Origin of the sequence: Pseudochrobactrum mosebachae, from assembly GCF_048914685.1 — a bacterium.
Lineage (GTDB): Bacteria > Pseudomonadota > Alphaproteobacteria > Rhizobiales > Rhizobiaceae > Pseudochrobactrum.
Window position 1 is genome coordinate 1,069,932 of sequence record NZ_CP128408.1, and the last position, 21,097, is coordinate 1,091,028.

Here is a 21,097-nt window from a genome sequence, read left to right on the forward strand (position 1 = left end):
TCAGACATACCATGCTGAATCATAACGCAAACTATTACATACTGCGCCAGAAAACTCATCCGGCGCAGAATAAATCAATCAATTGACGCGGCTGATGCAAAAATCGATGACATCAATCAGAGCATCTTTTTGCGGGCTTTGCGGCAGTGGTGCCAGAGCATCGCGGGCAATTTCACCAAAATGACGCGCACGCTGCACAGTATCGGCGATAGAACCATGTTTGGTCATCAGGCCGATGGCTTTTTGCAGCGCCTCATCATCATTATTGCCTTGCTCGATCGAGGTTTTCCAGAATGTGCGCTCATCCTCAGAGCCACGGCGGTAGCTGAGCAGCAGCGGCATGGTAATTTTGCCTTCACGGAAATCATCGCCGACATTTTTGCCGAGATCGGCAGCTGAACCGCCATAATCCAGCGCATCATCAATCAGCTGAAATGCCAGACCGAGATTAAGCCCATAGGAACGCAATGCCAGACGTTCAGCACGCGATGCCTGAGCAATGATCGGGCCAACCTCGGCAGCCGCCGAAAACAGCGCTGCGGTCTTGGCTTTGATCACCGCCAGATATTCATCTTCGGTGGTTTCCATATTCTTGGCGGCAGCAAGCTGCATCACTTCGCCTTCAGCAATCACCGAAGCCGAGGTTGCCAGCACATCAAGCGCATCAAGCGAGCCGACATCCACCATCATTTTGAAGGCCTGTCCCAGCAGGTAATCACCGACCAGAACGCTGGCTTGATTGCCCCAGATCATCCGCGCAGTGCTTTTACCGCGGCGCAAATCGCTTTCATCCACCACATCATCATGCAGGAGTGTAGCAGTATGCATAAATTCAACGCTGGTAGCGAGCTGCACATGGCCTTCGCCCTCATAGCCAAACATTGTTGCGGCTGCGAGGGTCATCATCGGACGCAGGCGTTTGCCACCTGAAGAAATCAGGTGATTGGCCACTTCCGGGATCATTTCAACATCAGAACCGGCCTTGGAAAGGATCAGCGCATTGACACGTCCCATATCCGCTCTTGTCAGATCAACCAGCTTTTGTACCGAAGCCTGCTGATTTTTTTTCTCGTCGAGATTGAGAACAACACCCAATGCCATATCTCCAGTTCACACGGCCTGACTATGAGACCCGTCTATGCGCCACACATTATTCAAGGCGGCGTTTATGCTCAAGCGTCAAATGCACTAAAACGCCTGTTAAAGGCAAGAGTAACACGCACCTGCCCGTAACAATAAAGCACATTCGCCCTATATAAGATGACAATTACAGGTAATGAGACTGAATTGCAGCTTTTACTATAGTGATACAGAATCGGTTACAGCCGGTTGAGCTGTTGAAAACCCGTTACAGGAAACCTCTCGCTTTATGACCACTCGATCTGACCAGCCAGCCTCTCCATTGCCTTATGGCGAAACGACAGATGCTTTTCATCGCGGTGCTTTTCATCTGGTGCAGCCTGCACTTAAAGGCCACCGCTCCGGCATTGATGCGATGATTTTGGCAAGTGTTGTGCCAACCGGCTTTAAAGGCAAAGTGGCCGATCTCGGCTCAGGTGCCGGCGCTGCTGGGCTGGCCGTTGCCTCAAGATGCGCAGAAACGGAAGTTACCTTGATTGAACAATCACCGGACATGCTGCTCTACGCCCAAAAAACCTGCACTATGGTGGAAAATTCTCATCTACACGCCCGGCTCTCGGTATTGCAGGCTGATGTGACAGTGAACGGGCCGGCACGGGCAGAATTCGGTCTTTATGATAATAGTTTTGACTTTGCCATTATGAACCCGCCTTTCAACAGCGCCAGCGACCGTGCAACGCCTGACACCCTGAAAGCGCAGGCACATGTGATGTCTGAGGGAATGTTTGAAAGCTGGATCCGCACCGCAGCCGGTATTTTACGTTCCGGCGGCAGTCTCGGCATTATCGCAAGACCCGCCTCTTTGGGCGATATTTTGCAGCATATGCAGCGGCGTTTTGGCCGGATAACCATTGTGCCGATCCATGCCAGACCAAGCGAACCGGCTATACGTGTGGTGATAACGGGCATAAACGGCAGCCGGGCTCCGGTTTTCCTTGCGCCACCGCTAATTTTGCATAAAAGTTCGGGACATGAATTTACCCCGCGTGCAGAAGGTCTCACCAATGGTCTCGACAGTTTGTTGTGATTGTTGACCGCGGAGACCCTTTTGCAATTCCCCGCAAACGGAGACTGCCAGCAAACCGCTAAGACCGGGTAACGTGTGGCAGATTAAAAGACAGGCGCGTCAATAAAGACGAACAACGCGCCCGCCCCTAGATAAGAAGGCAATCGACTGATGAAACCAGCCCATTCCAAGCGCCCGATTTCCACGCTCCGGCATTGGCTCGACAATGAATCTGCCAGCGGTATTGCGCTGATGATCGCCGCCGCACTTGCCCTTATTGTTGCCAACTCACCGCTTTCAGGCAGTTATTTTCAGCTATTGGAAAGCAAGCTCGGCCCTATGAGTGTTCTGCACTGGATCAATGATGCATTGATGGCCATCTTCTTCATGCTGGTCGGGCTTGAGATTAAACGTGAGTTTCTGGACGGCCAGCTTGCCAGCTGGTCAAACCGTGCCTTACCCGGCATTGCAGCCGCAGGCGGCGTGATCGTTCCGGCGCTGATTTTTGCCGCTTTTAACTGGTCAAACCCTGAAACCTTGCGGGGCTGGGCCATCCCATCCGCTACCGATATTGCATTTGCACTTGGCGTATTGTCATTACTCGGACCGCGTGTTCCGACAAGCCTTAAAGTTTTTCTGGCAACCCTTGCCATTCTTGATGATCTGGCTGCAGTTGCGATTATTGCAGTTTTCTATACTGCAGATATTTCAACGCTCTATCTGATCGGGGCGATCGGCGTTTTCATCGTCATGTTAGCCATGAATAAAATTGGCGTTATGCGCCTCACCCCTTATATTATTCTCGCCATTGGCTTGTGGTATCTGGTGCTGCAATCAGGTGTACATGCCACTGTGGCCGGCGTTCTGGCAGCACTGACCATTCCGATCAAACCGGCGCTTGGCCGCCCCGATGATATGAGCTCGCCGCTACACACGCTGGAACATGCACTGGCGAAATGGGTCGGCTTTGTGATTGTGCCAATTTTCGGCTTTGCTAATGCCGGCGTTTCTTTTGCTGGTATGAGCCCGTCGATCCTTGGCGATTCACTCACTCTCGGCATTGCTCTCGGCTTGTTTGCCGGTAAGCAATTGGGTGTCTTTGGTGCGGCATGGCTGGCGATCCGCTCCGGCATTGCTACCAAACCGATGGGCGCAAGCTGGACACAGCTCTATGGTGTATCGCTGCTTTGCGGTATCGGCTTTACCATGAGCCTGTTTATCGGCCTGCTATCCTTTGAGAGTGATCTGCTGCATAGTGAAACTAAAATCGGCGTATTGCTCGGCTCACTGTTCTCAGCAGTCTGCGGTTATATATTGTTGCGTATTTCAACGCGTGACCGCGCTGGAAAATAACATTTTGAGCTCTACCTGTTATTCTCACAATAACGGGTAGAGCCCATCATTATTCTTTTCGTTACCCGTCCGGAGAACTCATAGTGCCGTCTTTGTTCAGTCGCCTGATCCCGCGCCGTTTTAAATCCGCAGCGGTAGAAATTCCGGTTGTCCGCCTTAGCGGTGCAATTATGAGCAATAGCAGCCCGCTGCGTCAAAACCTGTCGCTTGAAACTATTGCTACTCAGCTCGATAAGGCTTTTAGCGTTAAGCACAGCCCCGCAGTTGCCCTTATTGTCAATTCCCCCGGCGGCTCGCCTGTGCAATCGCGGCTGATCTATCAGCGTATTCGTGATCTGGCGCAGGAAAATAACAAGAAAGTCTATGTTTTCGTTGAAGACGCTGCTGCATCCGGTGGCTATATGATAGCCATTGCCGGTGATGAAATCATTGCGGACCCGTCCTCTATTGTGGGCTCGATCGGCGTGGTTTCCGCATCTTTCGGCTTTACTGAACTGATTAAAAAAATCGGTGTCGAACGCCGTGTGCATACGGCAGGTAAGAACAAAGCAACGATGGATCCGTTTCAACCGGAGAAAATGACCGATATTGAGCATATCAAAGCCTTGCAGCTTGAAATTCACCAAACTTTTATTGATATGGTGATTGAGCGCCGCGGCGCCAAATTGCAGGACAATGAGGACCTGTTTACCGGACAATTCTGGACCGGTGTAACGGGGCTGCAACTCGGGCTGGTTGATGGTCTGGGCGATATCCGCAGCCATTTACGCAAAGCCTATGGCGACAAAACCGAGCTGAAACTAATACAATCTTCACGCGGATTGCTGGGACGTAAAAGCGCCAGCGGTATTCTGCATGGCCAGATGATCGGCGCTGCCGGCGAGAGCCTGCTTGCAACAGTGGAAGAAAAAACACTATGGTCGCGCTACGGGTTATAATCCTCACGATAATCGTCGGGTCATAATCGTATCATGATAAAATGATAAATAGTGGGCTTCTTGAAATCTGCCCCCGCTGCGATTAAGTCAGAGATTATTCCGAAGCCTGCCTGAAAGGAGCCGGTTATGCCTCAGCTGATTTTTCTTATCATCATTGCAGCAGTTGCAATCTACGGCTATCGCTCCTTCAAACGCGAAGCTGCCCGTGTCTCACAAAAAGTACGTCAGGCTGAACAAGAAGCCCGTACCGGCGCCAGCGGCACATTAGTGCGCGATCCAAAGACCGGCGTTTATCGTCCGGCAGATAAAGGCTGACTCACTGAACCATGCATGTATCACTCAGCGCCACAGCTTATGCCAAGCTTAACCTTGCGCTTCATGTGACAGGCCAGCGGGCAGACGGCTATCATCTGCTTGACAGTCTGGTGGTATTTACCCGTTACGGCGATGCGCTGAGCGTGACCGCTGCCGCTGAAGACAGTTTTACGCTATCCGGTATTTACGCCAATCAAGTACCTGTCACCGGTGATAATCTGGTATTGAAAGCGCGTGATGTGTTGCGCGCGCATTATCCGGATTTGAGCTCGGCGGTTGCGATACATCTGGAGAAAAACCTGCCGGTCGCCTCTGGTATCGGCGGCGGCTCCAGTGATGCGGCGACAGTGCTTGTGCTGCTGATGCGCTTGTGGAAAATCTCCGCAGAATCTGCAGATTTGAACCGTCTCTGCTTAGCGCTTGGTGCAGATGTGCCAATGTGTATGCATGGCCAAATTTATAGTGGCGGCGTGATTGCAAAAGGCATTGGCGAAGATTTGCAGCATGTGCAAAACCTTCCGGAACTGCCTCTGGTTCTGATCAATGATATGACAGCGCTTTCAACACCGCAGATTTTTAAAAACCTGCACAAACGCGATAATCCACCACTGCCGAAACTGCCAGGCCTCACCACAATCAGCGATCTTTGTGATTATCTAACAAGCACCCGCAATGATCTTTATGCCCCTGCTGCAAGCCTTGCGCCACAGCTGCCGCGAATTTTAAACATTCTCGATGATAGCGGCGCCAAGTTTACACAAATGTCGGGTTCCGGCGCGACTTGTCTTGGCATTTATGACACTATAGCACAGGCACAGCACGCTGCAGCGCAATTACGGCACAACTATCCGCATTGGTTCATTCAGGCGACCAGCACAGTCACTGCCAGTGCTCTGCCGCAGCTATAACGGAGTAAGCACCATGACTGTTAAGCAACGCAGTTTCATACCGGTTGGCATTGCGGTTTTGACAGTTTCAGATAGCCGTACCTTGGAAACTGACACCTCCGGCGCATTTCTCAGTGCACGCATCGAGGCTGCAGGACACCACCTACGCGATCGTAAAATCATCACCGATGACATGCTGCTTATCCGGCAACAGGTGACCGACTGGTCTAAAGATCCGGCTATTGATGTGGTTATCACCACCGGTGGCACCGGCTTTACGGGGCGCGATGTTACCCCTGATGCGCTGGAGCCGGTATTTGATAAAAGAATGGACGGCTTCTCGGTGCTGTTCCATCAGTTGTCCTTCAGTAAAATCGGTACTTCCACCATTCAGTCACGTGCAACAGCAGGCCTTCTCAACCAGACTTTTGTGTTTGTATTACCGGGCTCAGGCGGTGCGTGCCGCGATGCATGGGATGGTATTCTTGCCCAGCAGCTCGATTATCGCCACAGCCCGTGTAATTTTGTCGAGATAATGCCGCGCCTTGATGAGCACCTGAAACGCAGCGGTAAAGCCGGTTAAAATCCTCCATAATATAGTTCTTGCTTTGTTCTGAAATTAGGTTTATTTTTTAAACCATACCGGCGCATGAGAGTCGTAATTTAAGCGCCGCCCAGACCTGCATCCATTCATTTACAGCGCTCCGGTTGTGCTTATTACAGCATAACCGGCAAGGAGAAAGCTATGGCGATTTTACAGGAGGTTTTTGAACCGGCTGATCAGGCTGCCTTCTCGAATTCTGCCGTGTTTGGACAGGAGCGCACACTCAAAGCCAATGCGATCATTGAAGGTGCCGGTCTGCGGATTGATCATAGCCGCCGTCGCGGAAGGGGCGCCGGCATCAACCCTTCGGGCCGATTTGAAGCGCAAACACGTATTGAAAGCGATGACGGCTGGAACTCTCTGGAAGAACTAGAGCCGTTTAAAACTGAAGTACAGGTTGAAAAACCGCGCACGATCATCACCCGTAATGATTCACCTGATCTCAGCTTTGACCGTTCGATAAACCCTTATCGCGGTTGCGAACATGGCTGTATTTATTGTTTTGCCCGCCCCTCTCATAGTTATATGGGGCTGTCGGCAGGGCTTGATTTTGAAGCCAAATTATTCGCCAAACCCGATGCCGCGCGCTTACTGGAAAAAGAATTATCCAAAGCCGGCTATCTTCCAAGAACCATTGCCATTGGCACCAATACCGACCCTTATCAGCCGATTGAGAAAAAGTGGCGCATCATGCGCGATATTCTCAGCGTTCTGAATGATGCCAATCATCCGGTTGCCATTGTTACCAAATCTGCACTGGTGACCCGCGACATTGATATACTTAGTACCATGGCCGAGCGCGGATTGGCAAAAGTAGCGCTATCCGTCACAACACTCGATGCATCGCTGGCACGGACAATGGAGCCGCGCACCTCTACACCCACTTTACGCCTGCAAGCAATCAGACAATTAAGCGAGGCCGGCATACCGGTATCAGCACTACTGGGCCCTGTGATCCCTGGCATCAATGACCATGAGATCGAGCGTATACTGGATTCGATTTATGCCATGGGCGCACGTGAGGCAGGCTACGTGCTGCTGCGCCTGCCGCTTGAGGTTGCTCCGCTGTTCAAAGACTGGCTGCTGCGCAATTTCCCAGACCGCTATCGCCATGTGATGTCACTGTTACGCTCGATGCGTGGTGGCAAGGATTATGATGCGGAATGGGGAAAACGTTTACGTGGTGAAGGGCCTTATGCGTGGCAGATCGGTCGCCGTTTTGAAATTGCCGCTAAAAAACTGGGACTGAACATTCACAAATCCCGTTTGCGTTGCGATTTATTCACCCCGCCCCAGCCCAATGGTGTGCAATTATCGTTGTTTTAAAACATCACCATCGTCGCTCATCCTTTTGCGAGCGGCGGCCTTGCGGAGAATCGACAAGGATGCGATCTCACTGTCCATGAGCAAAGCACCTATCGATTCTCCGCTTTTTTCACAAAAGCAAACCATATCTCCCGAACTGCCTGTTGAGGCTCCTCTTGGTAAGCCGGTGGTATTCGCCCCCGATTATGCCCATGAGCTTGCCTTGCAAGCCCAAGGCTATCCTTTGATTGCTGGTCTGGATGAAGTTGGCCGCGGACCTCTGGCAGGCCCAGTTGTTGCGGCATGTGTTATTTTGGATGCGAATAATCTGCCGGAAGGGCTGGATGATTCAAAGCGTCTGACCGCCACTAAACGCAGCAAGCTGTTTGACGCGATCATGGACAGAGCGCTCGCCATTACTCTTTGCAGCCTCAGCGCCGATAGTATTGATACCAGTAATATTCTGGCAGCATCATTATCAGCGATGAAGCGCTGTGTTGATGCCCTGCCGATCCGCGCCGATTATGCACTGATTGACGGTAATAAAAAACCGGCCGGTCTACCGTGTCCTGCACAAACACTGGTGAAAGGTGATCAACGCTCACTCACGATTGCAGCAGCCTCAATCATTGCCAAAGTGACCCGTGACCGGATGATGGAACGTGCCGGTCAAATTCATCCGGCTTACGGGCTGGAAAAGCATGCGGGCTATGGCACCGCTTTACATCGGCAGGCGATTGAAGATCAGGGGCCTGTACGCGGTCTGCATCGTTACAGCTTTGCACCAATCAAAGGCCGCTGGAGCAGAGCGGATGGCGCTTAGAGCATTTCACTATCAAGTTGAATCAACTTGACAGGTATGACAATGCGATAGCTTTAGAATCTAGAGCGAGTGCTGCGATTTAACCTGAGCGTTAGCCGCTCCAGAAAATTTGTTTCATTTTGAACTGGCACTGGCACTGGCACTGGCACACAAGATAATTGGCTTGACTCAAACATGAGCAATAAAAAACGCCGCTGAAAAGCGGCGTTTTTTAATTGTCAAAGATACGAAAACTTAATTGAAGTTCTCTTTAACCTGATCCAGTGATGTCTTGAACATGGTACCGGCAGTTTTTGTATCCATTTTATTTGCGATCAGCGAGCTGGCAGCGGCAACAGCAATATCAACTGCCGAAGCGCGTACCTGATTAACTGCATCACTTTCAGCCTGAGCGATTTTCTGTTCAGCAAGCTTGTTACGGCGAACAATATAATCTTCAGACTTCGCTTTTGCTTCGCTCAACAGTGAAGAGGCTTCACGTTGTGCAGCAGCAATAATTTCACTGGCTTCTTTTTCAGCTTCTTTGCGCTTGCGGTGATATTCAGCAAGCAGAGCCTGCGCTTCTTCACGAAGCGTGCGTGCTTCATCCAGTTCCTTGGCAATATTGGCAGCACGCTCATCAAGCGAACGACCAACCATGCCCGGAACTTTAAGATAAGCCAGCAGTGCAAGGAAGATAACCAGACCTACGAGCGCCCAAAATGTTGAATCCATAACGGTCTCCTTTAAGCGCTAACAGCTTTAACAGCAGCTGAAATTTCAGCTTTGTCGGTTTTTCCGCCAAGCAGCTTTTCAACGATTTCTGCAGCTGTGCCTTCAGCAATCGAGCCGAGATCATTCATTGCCTTGGTTTTAATGGCAGTGATGCGGCTTTCAGCTTCAGATAATTTCTTTTCAAGCGATGCTTCAACGGCTTTGCGTTCAGCATCGATATCTGCCTTCGCCTTATCGCGGGCTTCCTGACCAATGACAGCCGCACGGTTGCGGGCAACAGCCAGTTCCTGCTCATAAGCTGCGATGGCATTGTCTGCATCTGTTTTCAGGCGCGCTGCCTGTTCCAGATCCTGTGCAATGCGGTCACGACGCGTTTCGATTACACCGCCAATACGTGGCAGCACAACGCGCGACATGAACAGATAGAACAGCCCGAAGGTGATCGCCAGCCATAACAGCTGCGATGCGTAATGGGTCGAATCAAATGGTGGAAACACGCCTTTACCGGCTTCAGTCGCCACACCAGTTTCGGTGTGCACAACAGAGTTACCACTGTCAGAACCAGACACTGGTGCCGGCTGAGAGTCGGTCGCGGTTTGGGCAAACGCCGTGGACACGAACATCCAATTTTCCCCTTATCACTCAGGCTTAATAAACGATAACCAGCCGCATATGCTTTGAATCTTCATAAAGGAGATGGCATATGCGGCCGATTTAATCCGGCAGCTTAAAATTAAACTGCGAACAGGAGAAGAAGTGCGATGAGCAGCGAGAAGATGCCCAGAGCTTCTGTCACGGCGAAGCCGAATACCAGACGGCCAAACTGGCTGTCAGCGGCAGACGGGTTACGCAGTGCGCCCGAAAGAAAGCTACCGAAAATGTTGCCGAGGCCGAGAGCCGTACCGGCCATACCGAAACAGGCGAGACCTGCACCGATGTACTTTGCTGCTTCCGCTTCCATGTTGAGCTCCTTCTGGATTGATATAAATGCGGATTTCAGTTCTGGCGGAAACCCGCCGGCGATATTTCAGAGCGACCTGTAAAACGAATGATGTGCTACTCACAATACGGTTCGAAAGACAGAGCCTGATTTCAGGATAGATTAAGACTGCTGTCCGAACTCCGGACAACAGTCAATTGTATTAGTGACCCGGATGAACCGCATCATTGATGTACATGCAGGTCAACACTGTGAACACATAGGCCTGCAAGAATGCGACCAAAAACTCCAGCGCAGTAATCGCAACGGTCATTGTCAGCGGCAGAATTGCGCCACCAATACCAAGTGCGCCCATTGAGCCCATTGATACGATAAAGCCTGCGAACACTTTCAGTGTAATGTGACCGGCCAGCATATTTGCGAAGAGACGCACAGAAAGGCTGATCGGACGTGACAGGAAGGAAATGATTTCAATAGCAACAACCAGCGGGATAATAATTGCCGGAACGCCGCTTGGCACAAACAGCTTGAGAAAGCTGAAGCCATGCTTGTAGAAACCATAAACAATCACCGTACCAATCACCAGCAAGGCCAGCGCAAAGGTCACAATAATCTGACTGGTAACCGTATAGAAATACGGAAACAGCCCGAGAAAGTTAGCTACGAGAATGAATGTGAACAAGGAGAACACAAACGGAAAAAATTTCATGCCCTGCGAGCCGGCGGAATCTCTTAAAGAGCCTGCCACGAACTCATAGGCCATTTCAGAAACTGACTGTAAGCGTGTCGGAACAATGCCGCGACCAGCTGAAGTCAGAAACAGAAAAGCGGAAGCGGTTACGACAGTCAGCACCATAAAGGCGGACACATTCGTAAACGACAGATCGACACCGCCGACATCGATAGGAATCCATCTGGAAACCTGAAACTGATGGATCGGATCGTTTGCCACCTTAACCTCACCTGTCAACGCATGCCCGAAGGCGTTTCATTCATGCCCGAGGGCGCTTTTCAGAAAAACCGGCGAACATCAAGCTTGCAACAGTTCTTCTAATTTTTATCATATGACCGCATCTGCGAACGCATTGTCTGCCGATAGACCATATTTAAACTTTATGGAACACTGAAAAAGCAAATTAGCTTCAAAAGTTCCGTTGTCTTTACAGGCTTATTACCTGTCATGCATGTCAGGGATAGCCCTTATGCACATTATTTTTTATTTCTGTTGCTTCTTGTCCACATTACTGCCGTTTTCTGCGACATATCCTGCGGAACGTAAAACATTCAGAGTTCCTGCGCCAAAACCTAAGAAGAGAAAGATAATCAATCCCCAGGGATTAGTGCCGGCAACACGATCAACAAACCAGCCCAGTCCCGCCCCCATGATAATTCCGGCAATAAATTCGCTGGATAACTTCATGGCCTGCCCCATTGAGGCCGGTGCATTCTCAGTCTTGCCGTTGTTTTCGGATTTCTCGCCTACACCCTTGGCAGCCAGATGACCCTCAAGCTTGCGTAAACGTTCATCCAGACTTTTCTGAGCTTCGGTGTTAACCGGGGCGTGCGCCTTGCTTGCCGTATCATCGGATTGCTGAGGCTTTTCGGGTGTATTCCCGTTCGCCATACATGCCTCCTTTGGCAAGAAAACTGAGGTTTTCGCCCCACTCTGAAGTCGGCCGCAACATATTAACAGCCAAGTCATTCGTCAAGGCACTGTCTGCATAGAAGTTGAAGGTTTTTTTATCTTTTAAATCATATACTTAACAGGCAATACAATCGAACACCAAGTAAATCAGCTCCCTGACTACCGGTCAGCGTGCCGAATCCCTGACCAATCAGCTCCAGCCGCCGCCATATGTACGATAGAAAACATGCAGGCCGATCTTCTTGACTTTTTCCATTGTGGAAGCCCAGCGCGGGCGCACATAGGTGGCGTGATAATGGGTTGCAGAGCCTACTTCCGGCAACCAGATCTGCCCGTCAGTCACTGCTTTTGCTACCTGCTGGGCCATCCGCCAGTGACCTGGCTCGGTCACACGATGTTTCTGTCCGTCACAGGCAAATGAAAACTGGCAGGCATTGCGCCAATCGCGATTTTGATAAACAACGCCGCAGATTGTACCCGGATATGCCGGATTGCGCACACGGTTGAGAATAACCTGCCCGACTGCCGCCTGCCCTTTTACCGGCTCACCACGCGCCTCAAAATAAATCCCTTCAGCAAGGCATTTCTGCTCGCTGGCACCAAATGCTGCCGGCGGAAGTGGCGTTGCTGCCCAATTATGATCTCGTGCACTGATCGGCGGAATAAAACGTCCGCTGTCTTTTTCAGGCACCAGAATACTCTCAAATGGCGAGGTCTTGGCATAATCAGGTTTTGCAGGGGCATAACCAAGCGCCAGAATGTCCGGCTGATTATTGGTAATCAAGGATGCAAGTGCCGTTGGCACGACATTAACCGGCTTTACCTCGGGGCGATGAAAAGCCAGCGTGATCTCTACTTCTTTGCCACGGGTCGGGGCTTTAACAAAAGCGGTTTTAACGTTGGCTTTACCGGCTACCGGTTGCAGCAGCCTGGGACTCACCGTTGAAACTTGCTCCGCAAGGGAGCCTGCATTAAACATCCGTGCCGGTGCTTTGGTCTGCACAGAAACAAGCCGTGCCTGTTTATCGCTGCGGCTGATACGGGTTTCATCAGGATTAGGATCGTCCACACCGCGCTTGCCGCCAGCGGTGCGCCCGCTCATCACCACGCGGCCAAGGCCGTTAATATCGGCTGCCGCGCTCACACTGCCGGTGATAACCGACGAATCGATAAACGGCATTTCAGCTTTATGGATAGAACCGGCAGGTGCATCGACCATATAGGCGGTCCAGCGGTTTTCTGCCTGCTCGCCAACACTCATCATGCTGGCCATATCCTGAAAAGCAATCACATTACTGGAATAGAAAAACAATCCTACGCCAGCCAGCAAAACCGGCAGGCTGGCAGATTTTCGCACCTGCTTGTGGGTAACAGCGACAGGATAATAGCGGCCATCCTGCGGGCAATAGCCTTCAGAAGGATAATACCAGACCTGCGCTGGCTTATTGCCGGAACGGCCCAAAAGGGCCCGCAAAGCTACACTACGCACCGGAATACTCCACTCACTCAAGCTAGAGCGGTTTCATTTTTCATTGATTAAGAAAAACGCCCTGGCTCTTTGTTTTTAACGCAGTTTCAGAGCGAAAACCGGTCTACACTTTTCCTGAATCTGCTCTGGATGACTATCGCTAAATAATGATCCATTAACCTTGATGGAGTGTTAACAAGTAAATGCTTTTAGTCATTAATTTCATTAAGGAATTTTTAATTTTCAGGTTTTCTGCACGCCGTATCACACCCATAAAAACAACAAGGACTTAACCGTAAAAAACAGTTAAGCCCCTGAAATAAATGACAGTGTTTTACTGTAACAGACAGTGATTAAAGGCTTGAAAATTCGCCGCGATAACGCTTTGGCAGCATTGCCGATAAAGTTACGCCGCGAATAAATAAAAACAAATTGAGTGCCAGCCAAAGGCTGTGATTGCCCAACCAGTCGCGAGTGCCATATAGCACGCCAAAAAATACAAACATCGACAAGAACATCATATTACGCATGTCTTTTGACCAGGAAGCTCCGATAAAAATACTATCCATCTGAAATGCATAGAGCCCTGTCAGCGCCGTCAGCGACACCCATGGCAGATATTGTACGGCCATCAGGCGCACATCCGGCTCAGTGGTCAGCACATTAACCAGCAGATCGCCCCACATCAGAAAAATCAGCCCCATCAATGTTGCCAGCACCATTCCCCATAAGAAAGTGAGCTGAATTGAGCGGCGGAACGCCGGACTATAACGCGCGCCCACTGCACGCCCTGCCAGTTGCTCGGCAGCGATGGTTACACCTTCAAGAAAAAAGCCGACCACGAGATAAAAATTCATCAACACTGCATTGGCAGCAAGCGTGATTGTGCCCAGCTCATTGCCAACACGGGCAAAAAACACATAGGTTGACATCAACAGCACAGAGCGGATCATAATATCGCGGCTGATCACAATCATACGCCACAGCCCTGCTTTATCGAACAGGCGGTTGATATCAAGATTGCGTAGGGCACCGCCGCGCCAGATCAGCACAGTTACCCCCATAATTGCGGCCACCGTTTCACCGGTCACAGTTGCCCATGCCACGCCTGAAACGTCCCAGCCGAGGCCAAGTCCCAAAATCAGCGCCAGAATAATATTGATGCCGTTGAGCAAAAATTGCAGCGCCAGCCCGAACAGCCCTTTGCCGCGCCCCAACAACAGGCCAAGCACAGAAAAATTGACCAGTGCCATTGGTGCCGAAAGCATACGGATCGAAACATAGGTATTGAGCGCCTTGGCCGTTTCCGGTGCAGGCTTCAAAACATCATTCGTAGCGTAGAGCACCAGCGGCAGCAGCGCGATCATCAGAAAGCCGGCAAGCAGAGCCACAATAATCGCTCGCCAGAACACCACATTCTCTTCGCTGCGATCTCCACGCCCCATGGCCTGTGCCACCAGACCGGTTGTGCCGGAACGTAAAAAGCCGAAGATTGAGAATAAGCAATCGAAAACCAATGCGCCCATTGCCAGCCCGCCGAGCATTGCGGCATTGCCGAGCTGCCCGATCACGCCGGTATCCACCAATCCCAGCAACGGCGTGGTCATACCCGCCAAGGTCATGGGGATAGCAATGGTCAGCACCATACGATGCGTTACATTGAACGGACGGATCAGAGACGATGCGAGAGCGTCACTATCGGGCTTAAACATAGCACCACACGAAAACTGTCAGCGAATAAAGGGGTTCTGCTGACGGGCGCGGATTACCGTTTTAACACACGATAAACTTAGATATGCGTTGCGGTCGGGGCAGAATGGATATCAAAATCCATATCCTGTTTTCCGATGCCGGTCAGCAGAATTCTTCGTTATTCTTGGGAAATTGTTCTGCTGTGGCACAGACCGCAATTAAATACCGTAAAGCATAGCCCAGTAGCGGTAATTCGGCTTTTCAGCATTGATTGCCGATGACAGGCCAAAGCGGGTAAACACAGGATCAAGCAGGTTTTTACGGTGTCCGGCAGAGTTGAGCCAAGCCTTCAAGACATCCGCGACATCTTTTTGTCCTGAGGCCACATTTTCAGCGGCTGGGCCGCGGATGCCTGCCTGTTTAAGCCTGCCGGTAAATGTATTACCCCAACCAATACTATGGCCGATTTTACGATGTTTGGCCATTAAGCGCGCCTGATACAAAGCGGCCTCTTCCAGCCGCGCATCGGGGAGCATCTCCGCCACCTTATATTGGCGGCGTATTGTATTGACCAGAGCGGTTGCCTCATCGGCGGTTTGTGCAATAGCCCGAAACGGCAAAACAGGAGAGAGTAAAACCGCGCCGCCACCGATCATGCCGGTGATTAAAAACCGGCGGCGCGAAAGAGCATGCTCATCAAACATCAAACGTAATCCAATTTCAGAAAGGCTTACTTTCTGTAATTGATAATTCTGAGCAAAATAAAGGCAGGGATCACAACAGCGGCCCCAAGCAGCAAATAATCGGTAAAACGCGACAGCGCTGAGAAACCCATATTCCACAGGCTGACAAAGAAATCGCGGATATTCCAGAGAATATCATAAGGCGTCCAGTTGAATGCATGCATCACAACGCCGACAACCAGCGACACCAATATCAGCTTGATGATAATACGGCCCGGTGTATCGCCCAAAAAACGGGTGGCACGATCTGACATAGAAGCACTCCTTGATTGAAGGCAACAAATAAGCACGAATTGAATTCGTGACAAGTTCGCTTCTTCGCTATTTTAACAGGAATCGATTTTCAGCGAGAGCAGTTTCAGGAAAAGTGGAAACCGGTTTTCCGTCCGAAACTGCGTTTAAACAGACAGATAAAGCGGTTTTCTGCTCCAAAGAAAAGTAAAACCGCTCTAATTATATCTGAACGGCTACGGGGATGCGACCGCAATACCTACCAGCTTTTAGCGGGCATTTCTGTAGGTGCGCGGCAGGCTCTGATTCTGACGGGTGAAAGAGCGGTTCATACTGCGGGTATCCGTAAACCCGCTGGCCACCGCCACCTCAAGCAGAGAAGCATTACTGGTTGCCAACAATTCTTTGGCGCGCTGCACCCGCAATTCCTCACGCACCTGAAAGGCGGTTTTTCCCAAACCCAGTTGAAAACCGCGCTCCATCTGCCGTGTTGAAATGCCGAGCTTGCGGGCAACATCTGCCATCGCCAACGGATCTTCAAGCGTTTCCTCAAATATCCGGATCGCCTTGCGGATCATTGGTGAACGCACACCGTTAAAACTCAGCGCCGGTTGCTCCGAGGTCAGCAACTCATACGGAAACATCAGGATAGAAGCACTTTTGCGTGCCAGCTCTTCGGAAATTTCGGCCTGAATGATCGACAATGCCAATGATGCCGCCCCCAACCCGCCCGCACAGGTAAAATGCTTGCCACTGCGATGAAACAGACTGGTGGTATCTGCCGAAAACCCGTCAAATAATTGCAGAAAATCGTCTTTGTGAAACCAGTTTACACAGCAATTGCGATCACTCAGCAGCCCCGCTTCTGCCACGATAAAGGCGGCGGTACACAAGCCAATCACATTTTTATTGTGGCGGTCGGCACGTTTTAACAATTCAATCAGCGTATTCTGACCCGGCCGGTAATGAGGCAAAACCCCGCCGACAATCACCACATAATCGCAATCATCCAGTGCCCCGAGAGGTGCAGTTGGCGCAACTGTAACGCCGGAGCTTGATTCAACCGGCAGCCCGTTTTGTGTGCATATTTTCCAGCCGCAGCGGATCTGGCGGCTTTTATCTTTATCATCAGCAGCAAGCCGGAACGGATCAAGAAACAGACTGAGTGCCGAAAGTGTAAACCCCGGCAGCACAACAATCCCCAATGTTAAACGCTGTATTTCAGCTTCAGCCGGCTTACGATCTTTTTCTGTTACCATAATTGTGCGTATCACTCCCCTGAAACGCATAAATCTGTCAGTCAATACAGTGAAAACATAGCTGCCAGACTGATCTGAGCGATAGTATTCAACACAAGCTTTGTAAAGGCTTTACGAAAACATTGGTCTCAAACTTTTCAACCACTACAAGCGTTTCACGCTTTTCCCAGCTTCAACATGGCACAAATAATAAGGGTACTGCCTTGAATGACCGCAACGATAAATTCGCTTGCTCCTCTAGCGGCTGGAGATTTTATGCTCTGCTCGATCGACCCAACAGGAGCTTGCAATGTCAGAAAATTATGAAAATCCTCGTTCATCAGCACTGATAAAAACCTCAGCGCTTTTTATCATCGTGCTGATCGGGCTGGCCGTATGGTCGGTGTCTGTATGGGTCATCTATAATATTGGCGACAGCGTGCTCACATGGGCGACAACCAGCGGCAGCGCTGTATTGGATGCGGGAAAATCTCTTGGCGGAAAAGAGGTTACATCGGTGATTGATGCTTTGAATATCGGTCAGCTTATCGGAAGTGCCGGCGCATTCTTACGCGTGCTGCTGGCGCCCGTGCTCTGGATAATATGGGCCGGCGGCGCTCTCATAATCGTTTTTCTGCCCCTGTTATGGCGGCAAATACGGCCCGCAATCAGAGCCCGCAGATATCGCTCAGGCAGGCATTAGAGCGTTTTCATTTTTCTTGAACCTACTCAAGATCAGGTAATTGACCGCCTGAGCACAGGCCGGCAGCATTCGGATATCGGCCTCATACTCAAAATCAGTCACTTTGAGTATGAGGCAGTCTGAACATAATCAGCGGAAATGTTTCGACAATTTCAGCCCTTGCGCCTGATAATGCGAACCAAGATCACTGCCATAAAGCGCTTTCGGACGTTTGAGCATATGCTCGTAAATCAACCGGCCAACAATCTGCCCATGCTCAAGAATAAACGGCACTTCATGGCTGCGCACCTCTAACACCGCACGGCTGCCCTGCCCGCCAGCCGAAAGATTGCCAAAACCCGGATCAAAAAAACCGGCATAATGCACGCGGAACTCACCAACCAGCGGATCAAACGGGGTCATCTCCGCTGCAAAAAGCGGCGGCACATGCACAGCCTCCTGTGAAACCAGAATATAGAATTCATCCGGATCAAGCACCAGCTCGCGATGGCCGCGATCATAGATCGGCTCCCAGAAATCCAGCACATCGTGCATTGCGCGTTTATCAACATCAACAACCGAGGTATGATGTTTGCCGCGATAGCCGATCAGGCCACTATCACCGCCACTCAGGTCAACCGACAGCGCAATACCACCATTAGAAATATTAGGCGTTGCAGAAGCCACCAGTGTTTCCTGCTCATGCAAAGCTGTCAGCTCAACCTCGTTGAGCTGTGCAGCTCCTTTGCGGAAGCGGATCTGCGACAAGCGTGAACCACTGCGTACAACAATCGGAAAAGTACGCGGGCTGACCTCAAGATAAAGCGGGCCGTTATAACCGGCAGGCACCTTGTCAAATTCCTGTGCGCTATCGACAATCACACGGGTAAAAATATCCAGACGACCGGTAGAGCTTTTCGGATTGGCTGAAGCCGATAATTCCTGAGGCAAAGCCAGACTTTCAAGCAGTGGCACAATATATACACAGCCGGTTTCCAGTACCGCGCCTTCGCTCAGATCAATTTCATGCAGCTTCAGGCGTTCCAGCTTTTTTGCAACAGGGGTATCAGGCCCCGGCATAAAGGAAGCGCGCACCCGATAAGCTTTGGCACCAAGACGCAAATCCAGGCTCGCAGGCTGTATCTGATCCTGATCCAATGGCCGCGCCGCTTTGAGTGCGCCGGTATCAAACAGGGCTGCAATATCGCTGTCCGCCAAAATTCCGGTATCTCGGTTCATTCCCTGTCCAGTCCTGCTTTTACTGTGTTTAAAAGGCAATCTAGCCTTTAGCAGTTAAAACTAGCTTACGGCAATCGCTTTGCGCACAGGCACTTGACTTAGTATTGATAAGCGTTTTACAAAAATATCCTGTGGTGATTTGGCCGGCCGGCTTGCAGCCACGTAAAAGAATTCGCTAAATTAGGCCGCGGTTCCAAACCGGTCTTTTTTGCGTCTTCATGCAAAAGGCCGGTTTTTTATTGGCCGGTGTGGCCCGAACCCTGCCGGTTATCCTGAATGAGGCTCTTATCAGAGCCTGACTATAGGTTGGCCCGATGACTAAAACGCATAATCGCACATTCCGCCCTGCAACCCAGCTCGTACATAGCGGCACGACCCGCACGCCTTATGGTGAAACATCCGAAGCATTGTTTCTGACGCAAGGCTTTGTGTATGACACGGCTGAATCTTGCGAGGCTCGCTTTACCGGCGAAGATCCGGGCTTTATCTATTCACGCTATGCCAACCCCACCACCGATATGTTTGAAAAGCGGATGTGCGCTATTGAAGGTGCGGAAGAAGCCCGCGCCACCGCATCCGGAATGGCAGCAGTTGCTGCGGCTATTTTGTGCCAAGTACAGGCCGGTGACCATGTGCTGGCAGCGCGCGCAATGTTCGGCTCCTGTCGTTACATTATTGAAACGCTGCTACCTAAATATGGCGTTGAATTTACACTGATTGACGGTTCCGATATTGAAAACTGGCACAATGCCGTGCGTCCGAATACCAAAGTGCTTTTTTTGGAAAGCCCGACCAACCCGACACTGGAAGTGGTTGATATTGCCAAAATTGCACAGATTGCCAATCATATCGGTGCCAAGCTGATTGTGGATAATGTTTTCGCAACACCATTATTTCAGAAGCCGCTGGCACTTGGTGCGCATATTGTCGTTTATTCAGCTACCAAACATATTGACGGTCAGGGACGCTGCCTTGGCGGGGTCATCCTGTCTGACCGCGAATGGATCACGGATGTTTTACAGGATTATTTCCGTCATACCGGCCCGGGTCTCAGCCCGTTCAATGCGTGGACAATGCTCAAAGGTCTTGAAACCTTGGCGGTGCGCGTTGAAGCACAAACCCGCTCTGCGGGTCGCGTGGCAGATTTTTTGAGTGAACAGAATGGTATTGCGCGGGTTATCTATCCCGGACGCAAAGATCACCCGCAAGCAGAGATTATTGCCCGCCAGATGACCGGCGGTTCGACACTGATCGCGCTTGATCTGAAGGGGGGGAAGAAAGCCGCCTTTGCGTTTGAAAATGCGCTGCAAATCATCCGCATTTCCAACAATCTCGGCGATGCCAAAAGCCTGATTACCCATCCGGCGACCTCAACGCATAAAAACCTGAGCGACGAGGCCAAAGCTGAGCTCGGCATTGGCGAAGGTCTGCTGCGTCTTTCAATCGGCCTTGAAGATACCGATGACTTGATTGAGGATATTGACTTTGCACTAAAGGCAGCACGGGGTTAATATGTTTTGGCATTATTTTTATGATTGCCAAAGCATTTTACACTCAGCCAACATCAAGTTAGTGTTCGTAAAAAATGCGTCTGAATAAAAAATAAGGCGGTTTATGCGCTAATTTGGACATAAACCGCTCTCAGTCTATGCAGCCATTTTTCCCTGCCCTTTGGCAAGAGGCTCCCATGTATCGCGCCATTACCCATAATATTGAAGTTACCGTCGAGCCGTTTTATCTGGAGGATCAATCGGCACCTGAGGAGGCCCGTTATGTCTGGGCCTATCGCGTTACCATCATCAATCATTCTGAGATTCCGGTTCAGTTGCGCTCGCGAGTATGGAAAATAACCGATGCGCATGGCAAAACTGAGGAAGTGCGCGGCCCCGGCGTTGTCGGAGATCAACCTTTTCTTAAACCCGGTGACAGCTACCAATATTCTTCCGGCTGCCCGCTAACCACGCCTTCAGGCATGATGTCCGGCAGCTATATGATGCAGGATCACAGTGAGGGAAACGAGAATAAAGGTGAGTTGTTCGCCATTACTATTCCGGCATTTTCGCTTGATTTGCCCGGGCACAAACCGGTTCTGAATTAAAACCTCCTGTCGGCAGTGAATGCCAGACAGGAGATG

Annotated in this window: 23 protein-coding genes and 1 riboswitch; of the genes, 11 read left to right on the forward strand and 12 right to left on the reverse strand. The window is 50.7% G+C overall.

All coding sequences use genetic code 11. From position 1 onward, the window contains the following. Nucleotides 1-78 precede the first annotated feature (78 nt). Nucleotides 79-1,095, reverse strand: coding sequence for a polyprenyl synthetase family protein (locus MP213Fo_RS05045; protein WP_421091020.1), 1,017 nt, complete (start codon nucleotides 1,093-1,095; stop codon nucleotides 79-81). Nucleotides 1,096-1,369: 274 nt separating this feature from the next. Between MP213Fo_RS05045 and MP213Fo_RS05050 the strand changes: the two genes are divergently transcribed. The 8 genes from MP213Fo_RS05050 (at nucleotide 1,370) to MP213Fo_RS05085 (ending at nucleotide 8,371) form a co-directional block, all read left to right on the forward strand. After that, a complete protein-coding gene (locus MP213Fo_RS05050; RefSeq protein ID WP_421090561.1) occupies nucleotides 1,370-2,167 on the forward strand; it encodes a tRNA1(Val) (adenine(37)-N6)-methyltransferase in 798 nt (265 codons plus the stop codon). 150 nt (nucleotides 2,168-2,317) lie between these two features. Further along, nucleotides 2,318-3,499, forward strand: coding sequence for a Na+/H+ antiporter NhaA (gene nhaA / locus MP213Fo_RS05055; RefSeq protein WP_421090562.1), 1,182 nt, complete (start codon nucleotides 2,318-2,320; stop codon nucleotides 3,497-3,499). 83 nt (nucleotides 3,500-3,582) lie between these two features. Beyond that, nucleotides 3,583-4,437, forward strand: coding sequence for a S49 family peptidase (locus MP213Fo_RS05060; protein ID WP_421090563.1), 855 nt, complete (start codon nucleotides 3,583-3,585; stop codon nucleotides 4,435-4,437). Between the two features lie 126 nt (nucleotides 4,438-4,563). Continuing rightward, nucleotides 4,564-4,752 carry a hypothetical protein gene (locus MP213Fo_RS05065; RefSeq protein ID WP_421090564.1) on the forward strand — a complete coding sequence of 63 codons (189 nt, stop codon included), beginning with the start codon at nucleotides 4,564-4,566 and terminating at the stop codon, nucleotides 4,750-4,752. Nucleotides 4,753-4,763: 11 nt separating this feature from the next. After that, nucleotides 4,764-5,660, forward strand: a complete 897-nt coding sequence (locus tag MP213Fo_RS05070; RefSeq protein ID WP_421090565.1) for a 4-(cytidine 5'-diphospho)-2-C-methyl-D-erythritol kinase — start codon at nucleotides 4,764-4,766, stop codon at nucleotides 5,658-5,660. Nucleotides 5,661-5,673: 13 nt separating this feature from the next. Further along, a complete protein-coding gene (gene moaB / locus MP213Fo_RS05075) occupies nucleotides 5,674-6,222 on the forward strand; it encodes a molybdenum cofactor biosynthesis protein B (protein WP_421090566.1) in 549 nt (182 codons plus the stop codon). A gap of 162 nt (nucleotides 6,223-6,384) precedes the next feature. Next, complete coding sequence (locus tag MP213Fo_RS05080) at nucleotides 6,385-7,569, forward strand: PA0069 family radical SAM protein (RefSeq protein ID WP_421090567.1); 1,185 nt, start codon at nucleotides 6,385-6,387, stop codon at nucleotides 7,567-7,569. 76 nt (nucleotides 7,570-7,645) lie between these two features. Further along, nucleotides 7,646-8,371 carry a ribonuclease HII gene (locus tag MP213Fo_RS05085; protein ID WP_421090568.1) on the forward strand — a complete coding sequence of 242 codons (726 nt, stop codon included), beginning with the start codon at nucleotides 7,646-7,648 and terminating at the stop codon, nucleotides 8,369-8,371. Nucleotides 8,372-8,605: 234 nt separating this feature from the next. Here MP213Fo_RS05085 and MP213Fo_RS05090 read toward each other — a convergent pair whose 3' ends face one another. The 10 genes from MP213Fo_RS05090 to MP213Fo_RS05135 form a co-directional block, all read right to left on the reverse strand. Then, the gene (locus MP213Fo_RS05090) at nucleotides 8,606-9,085 is read right to left on the reverse strand and encodes a F0F1 ATP synthase subunit B (RefSeq protein WP_421090569.1); all 480 of its coding nucleotides are present in this window, start codon (nucleotides 9,083-9,085) and stop codon (nucleotides 8,606-8,608) included. 11 nt (nucleotides 9,086-9,096) lie between these two features. Next, complete coding sequence (locus MP213Fo_RS05095) at nucleotides 9,097-9,708, reverse strand: F0F1 ATP synthase subunit B (protein ID WP_421090570.1); 612 nt, start codon at nucleotides 9,706-9,708, stop codon at nucleotides 9,097-9,099. A 110-nt stretch (nucleotides 9,709-9,818) separates the two neighbouring features. After that, entirely contained in the window at nucleotides 9,819-10,046 is a 228-nt protein-coding gene (locus MP213Fo_RS05100) for a F0F1 ATP synthase subunit C (protein ID WP_022711131.1), read from the reverse strand. A gap of 181 nt (nucleotides 10,047-10,227) precedes the next feature. After that, entirely contained in the window at nucleotides 10,228-10,977 is a 750-nt protein-coding gene (locus MP213Fo_RS05105) for a F0F1 ATP synthase subunit A (protein ID WP_421090571.1), read from the reverse strand. A gap of 264 nt (nucleotides 10,978-11,241) precedes the next feature. Next, nucleotides 11,242-11,649, reverse strand: a complete 408-nt coding sequence (locus MP213Fo_RS05110) for an AtpZ/AtpI family protein (RefSeq protein ID WP_421090572.1) — start codon at nucleotides 11,647-11,649, stop codon at nucleotides 11,242-11,244. 211 nt (nucleotides 11,650-11,860) lie between these two features. Continuing rightward, entirely contained in the window at nucleotides 11,861-13,159 is a 1,299-nt protein-coding gene (locus MP213Fo_RS05115) for a cell wall hydrolase (protein WP_421091021.1), read from the reverse strand. A 332-nt stretch (nucleotides 13,160-13,491) separates the two neighbouring features. Beyond that, nucleotides 13,492-14,850, reverse strand: a complete 1,359-nt coding sequence (locus tag MP213Fo_RS05120; protein WP_421090573.1) for an MATE family efflux transporter — start codon at nucleotides 14,848-14,850, stop codon at nucleotides 13,492-13,494. Nucleotides 14,851-15,048: 198 nt separating this feature from the next. After that, nucleotides 15,049-15,534 carry a CAP domain-containing protein gene (locus MP213Fo_RS05125; protein WP_421090574.1) on the reverse strand — a complete coding sequence of 162 codons (486 nt, stop codon included), beginning with the start codon at nucleotides 15,532-15,534 and terminating at the stop codon, nucleotides 15,049-15,051. A 26-nt stretch (nucleotides 15,535-15,560) separates the two neighbouring features. Beyond that, nucleotides 15,561-15,827: a DUF6460 domain-containing protein gene (locus tag MP213Fo_RS05130; protein ID WP_421090575.1), complete on the reverse strand. Its 267-nt coding sequence runs from the start codon at nucleotides 15,825-15,827 to the stop codon at nucleotides 15,561-15,563. A gap of 246 nt (nucleotides 15,828-16,073) precedes the next feature. Continuing rightward, nucleotides 16,074-17,063 (reverse strand): GlxA family transcriptional regulator, encoded by a 990-nt coding sequence (locus MP213Fo_RS05135; protein ID WP_421090576.1) that lies wholly within the window; start codon nucleotides 17,061-17,063, stop codon nucleotides 16,074-16,076. A gap of 289 nt (nucleotides 17,064-17,352) precedes the next feature. On the opposite strand from MP213Fo_RS05135, the gene MP213Fo_RS05140 reads away from it, so the two are divergent. Continuing rightward, the gene (locus MP213Fo_RS05140; RefSeq protein WP_421090577.1) at nucleotides 17,353-17,745 is read left to right on the forward strand and encodes a hypothetical protein; all 393 of its coding nucleotides are present in this window, start codon (nucleotides 17,353-17,355) and stop codon (nucleotides 17,743-17,745) included. Between the two features lie 129 nt (nucleotides 17,746-17,874). On the opposite strand, the gene MP213Fo_RS05145 is transcribed toward MP213Fo_RS05140, so the two are convergent. Beyond that, nucleotides 17,875-18,963 carry a 2'-deoxycytidine 5'-triphosphate deaminase gene (locus MP213Fo_RS05145; protein ID WP_421090578.1) on the reverse strand — a complete coding sequence of 363 codons (1,089 nt, stop codon included), beginning with the start codon at nucleotides 18,961-18,963 and terminating at the stop codon, nucleotides 17,875-17,877. A 121-nt stretch (nucleotides 18,964-19,084) separates the two neighbouring features. Next, nucleotides 19,085-19,164, forward strand: a riboswitch (SAM riboswitch). Between the two features lie 113 nt (nucleotides 19,165-19,277). Here MP213Fo_RS05145 and MP213Fo_RS05150 point away from each other — a divergent pair. Both MP213Fo_RS05150 and apaG read left to right on the forward strand, forming a co-directional pair. Next, a complete protein-coding gene (locus MP213Fo_RS05150; RefSeq protein ID WP_421090579.1) occupies nucleotides 19,278-20,474 on the forward strand; it encodes an O-succinylhomoserine sulfhydrylase in 1,197 nt (398 codons plus the stop codon). 176 nt (nucleotides 20,475-20,650) lie between these two features. Next, on the forward strand, nucleotides 20,651-21,061 hold the full coding sequence (apaG, locus tag MP213Fo_RS05155; RefSeq protein ID WP_421090580.1) for a Co2+/Mg2+ efflux protein ApaG: 411 nt from the start codon (nucleotides 20,651-20,653) through the stop codon (nucleotides 21,059-21,061). The last annotated feature ends 36 nt before the right edge of the window (nucleotides 21,062-21,097 follow it).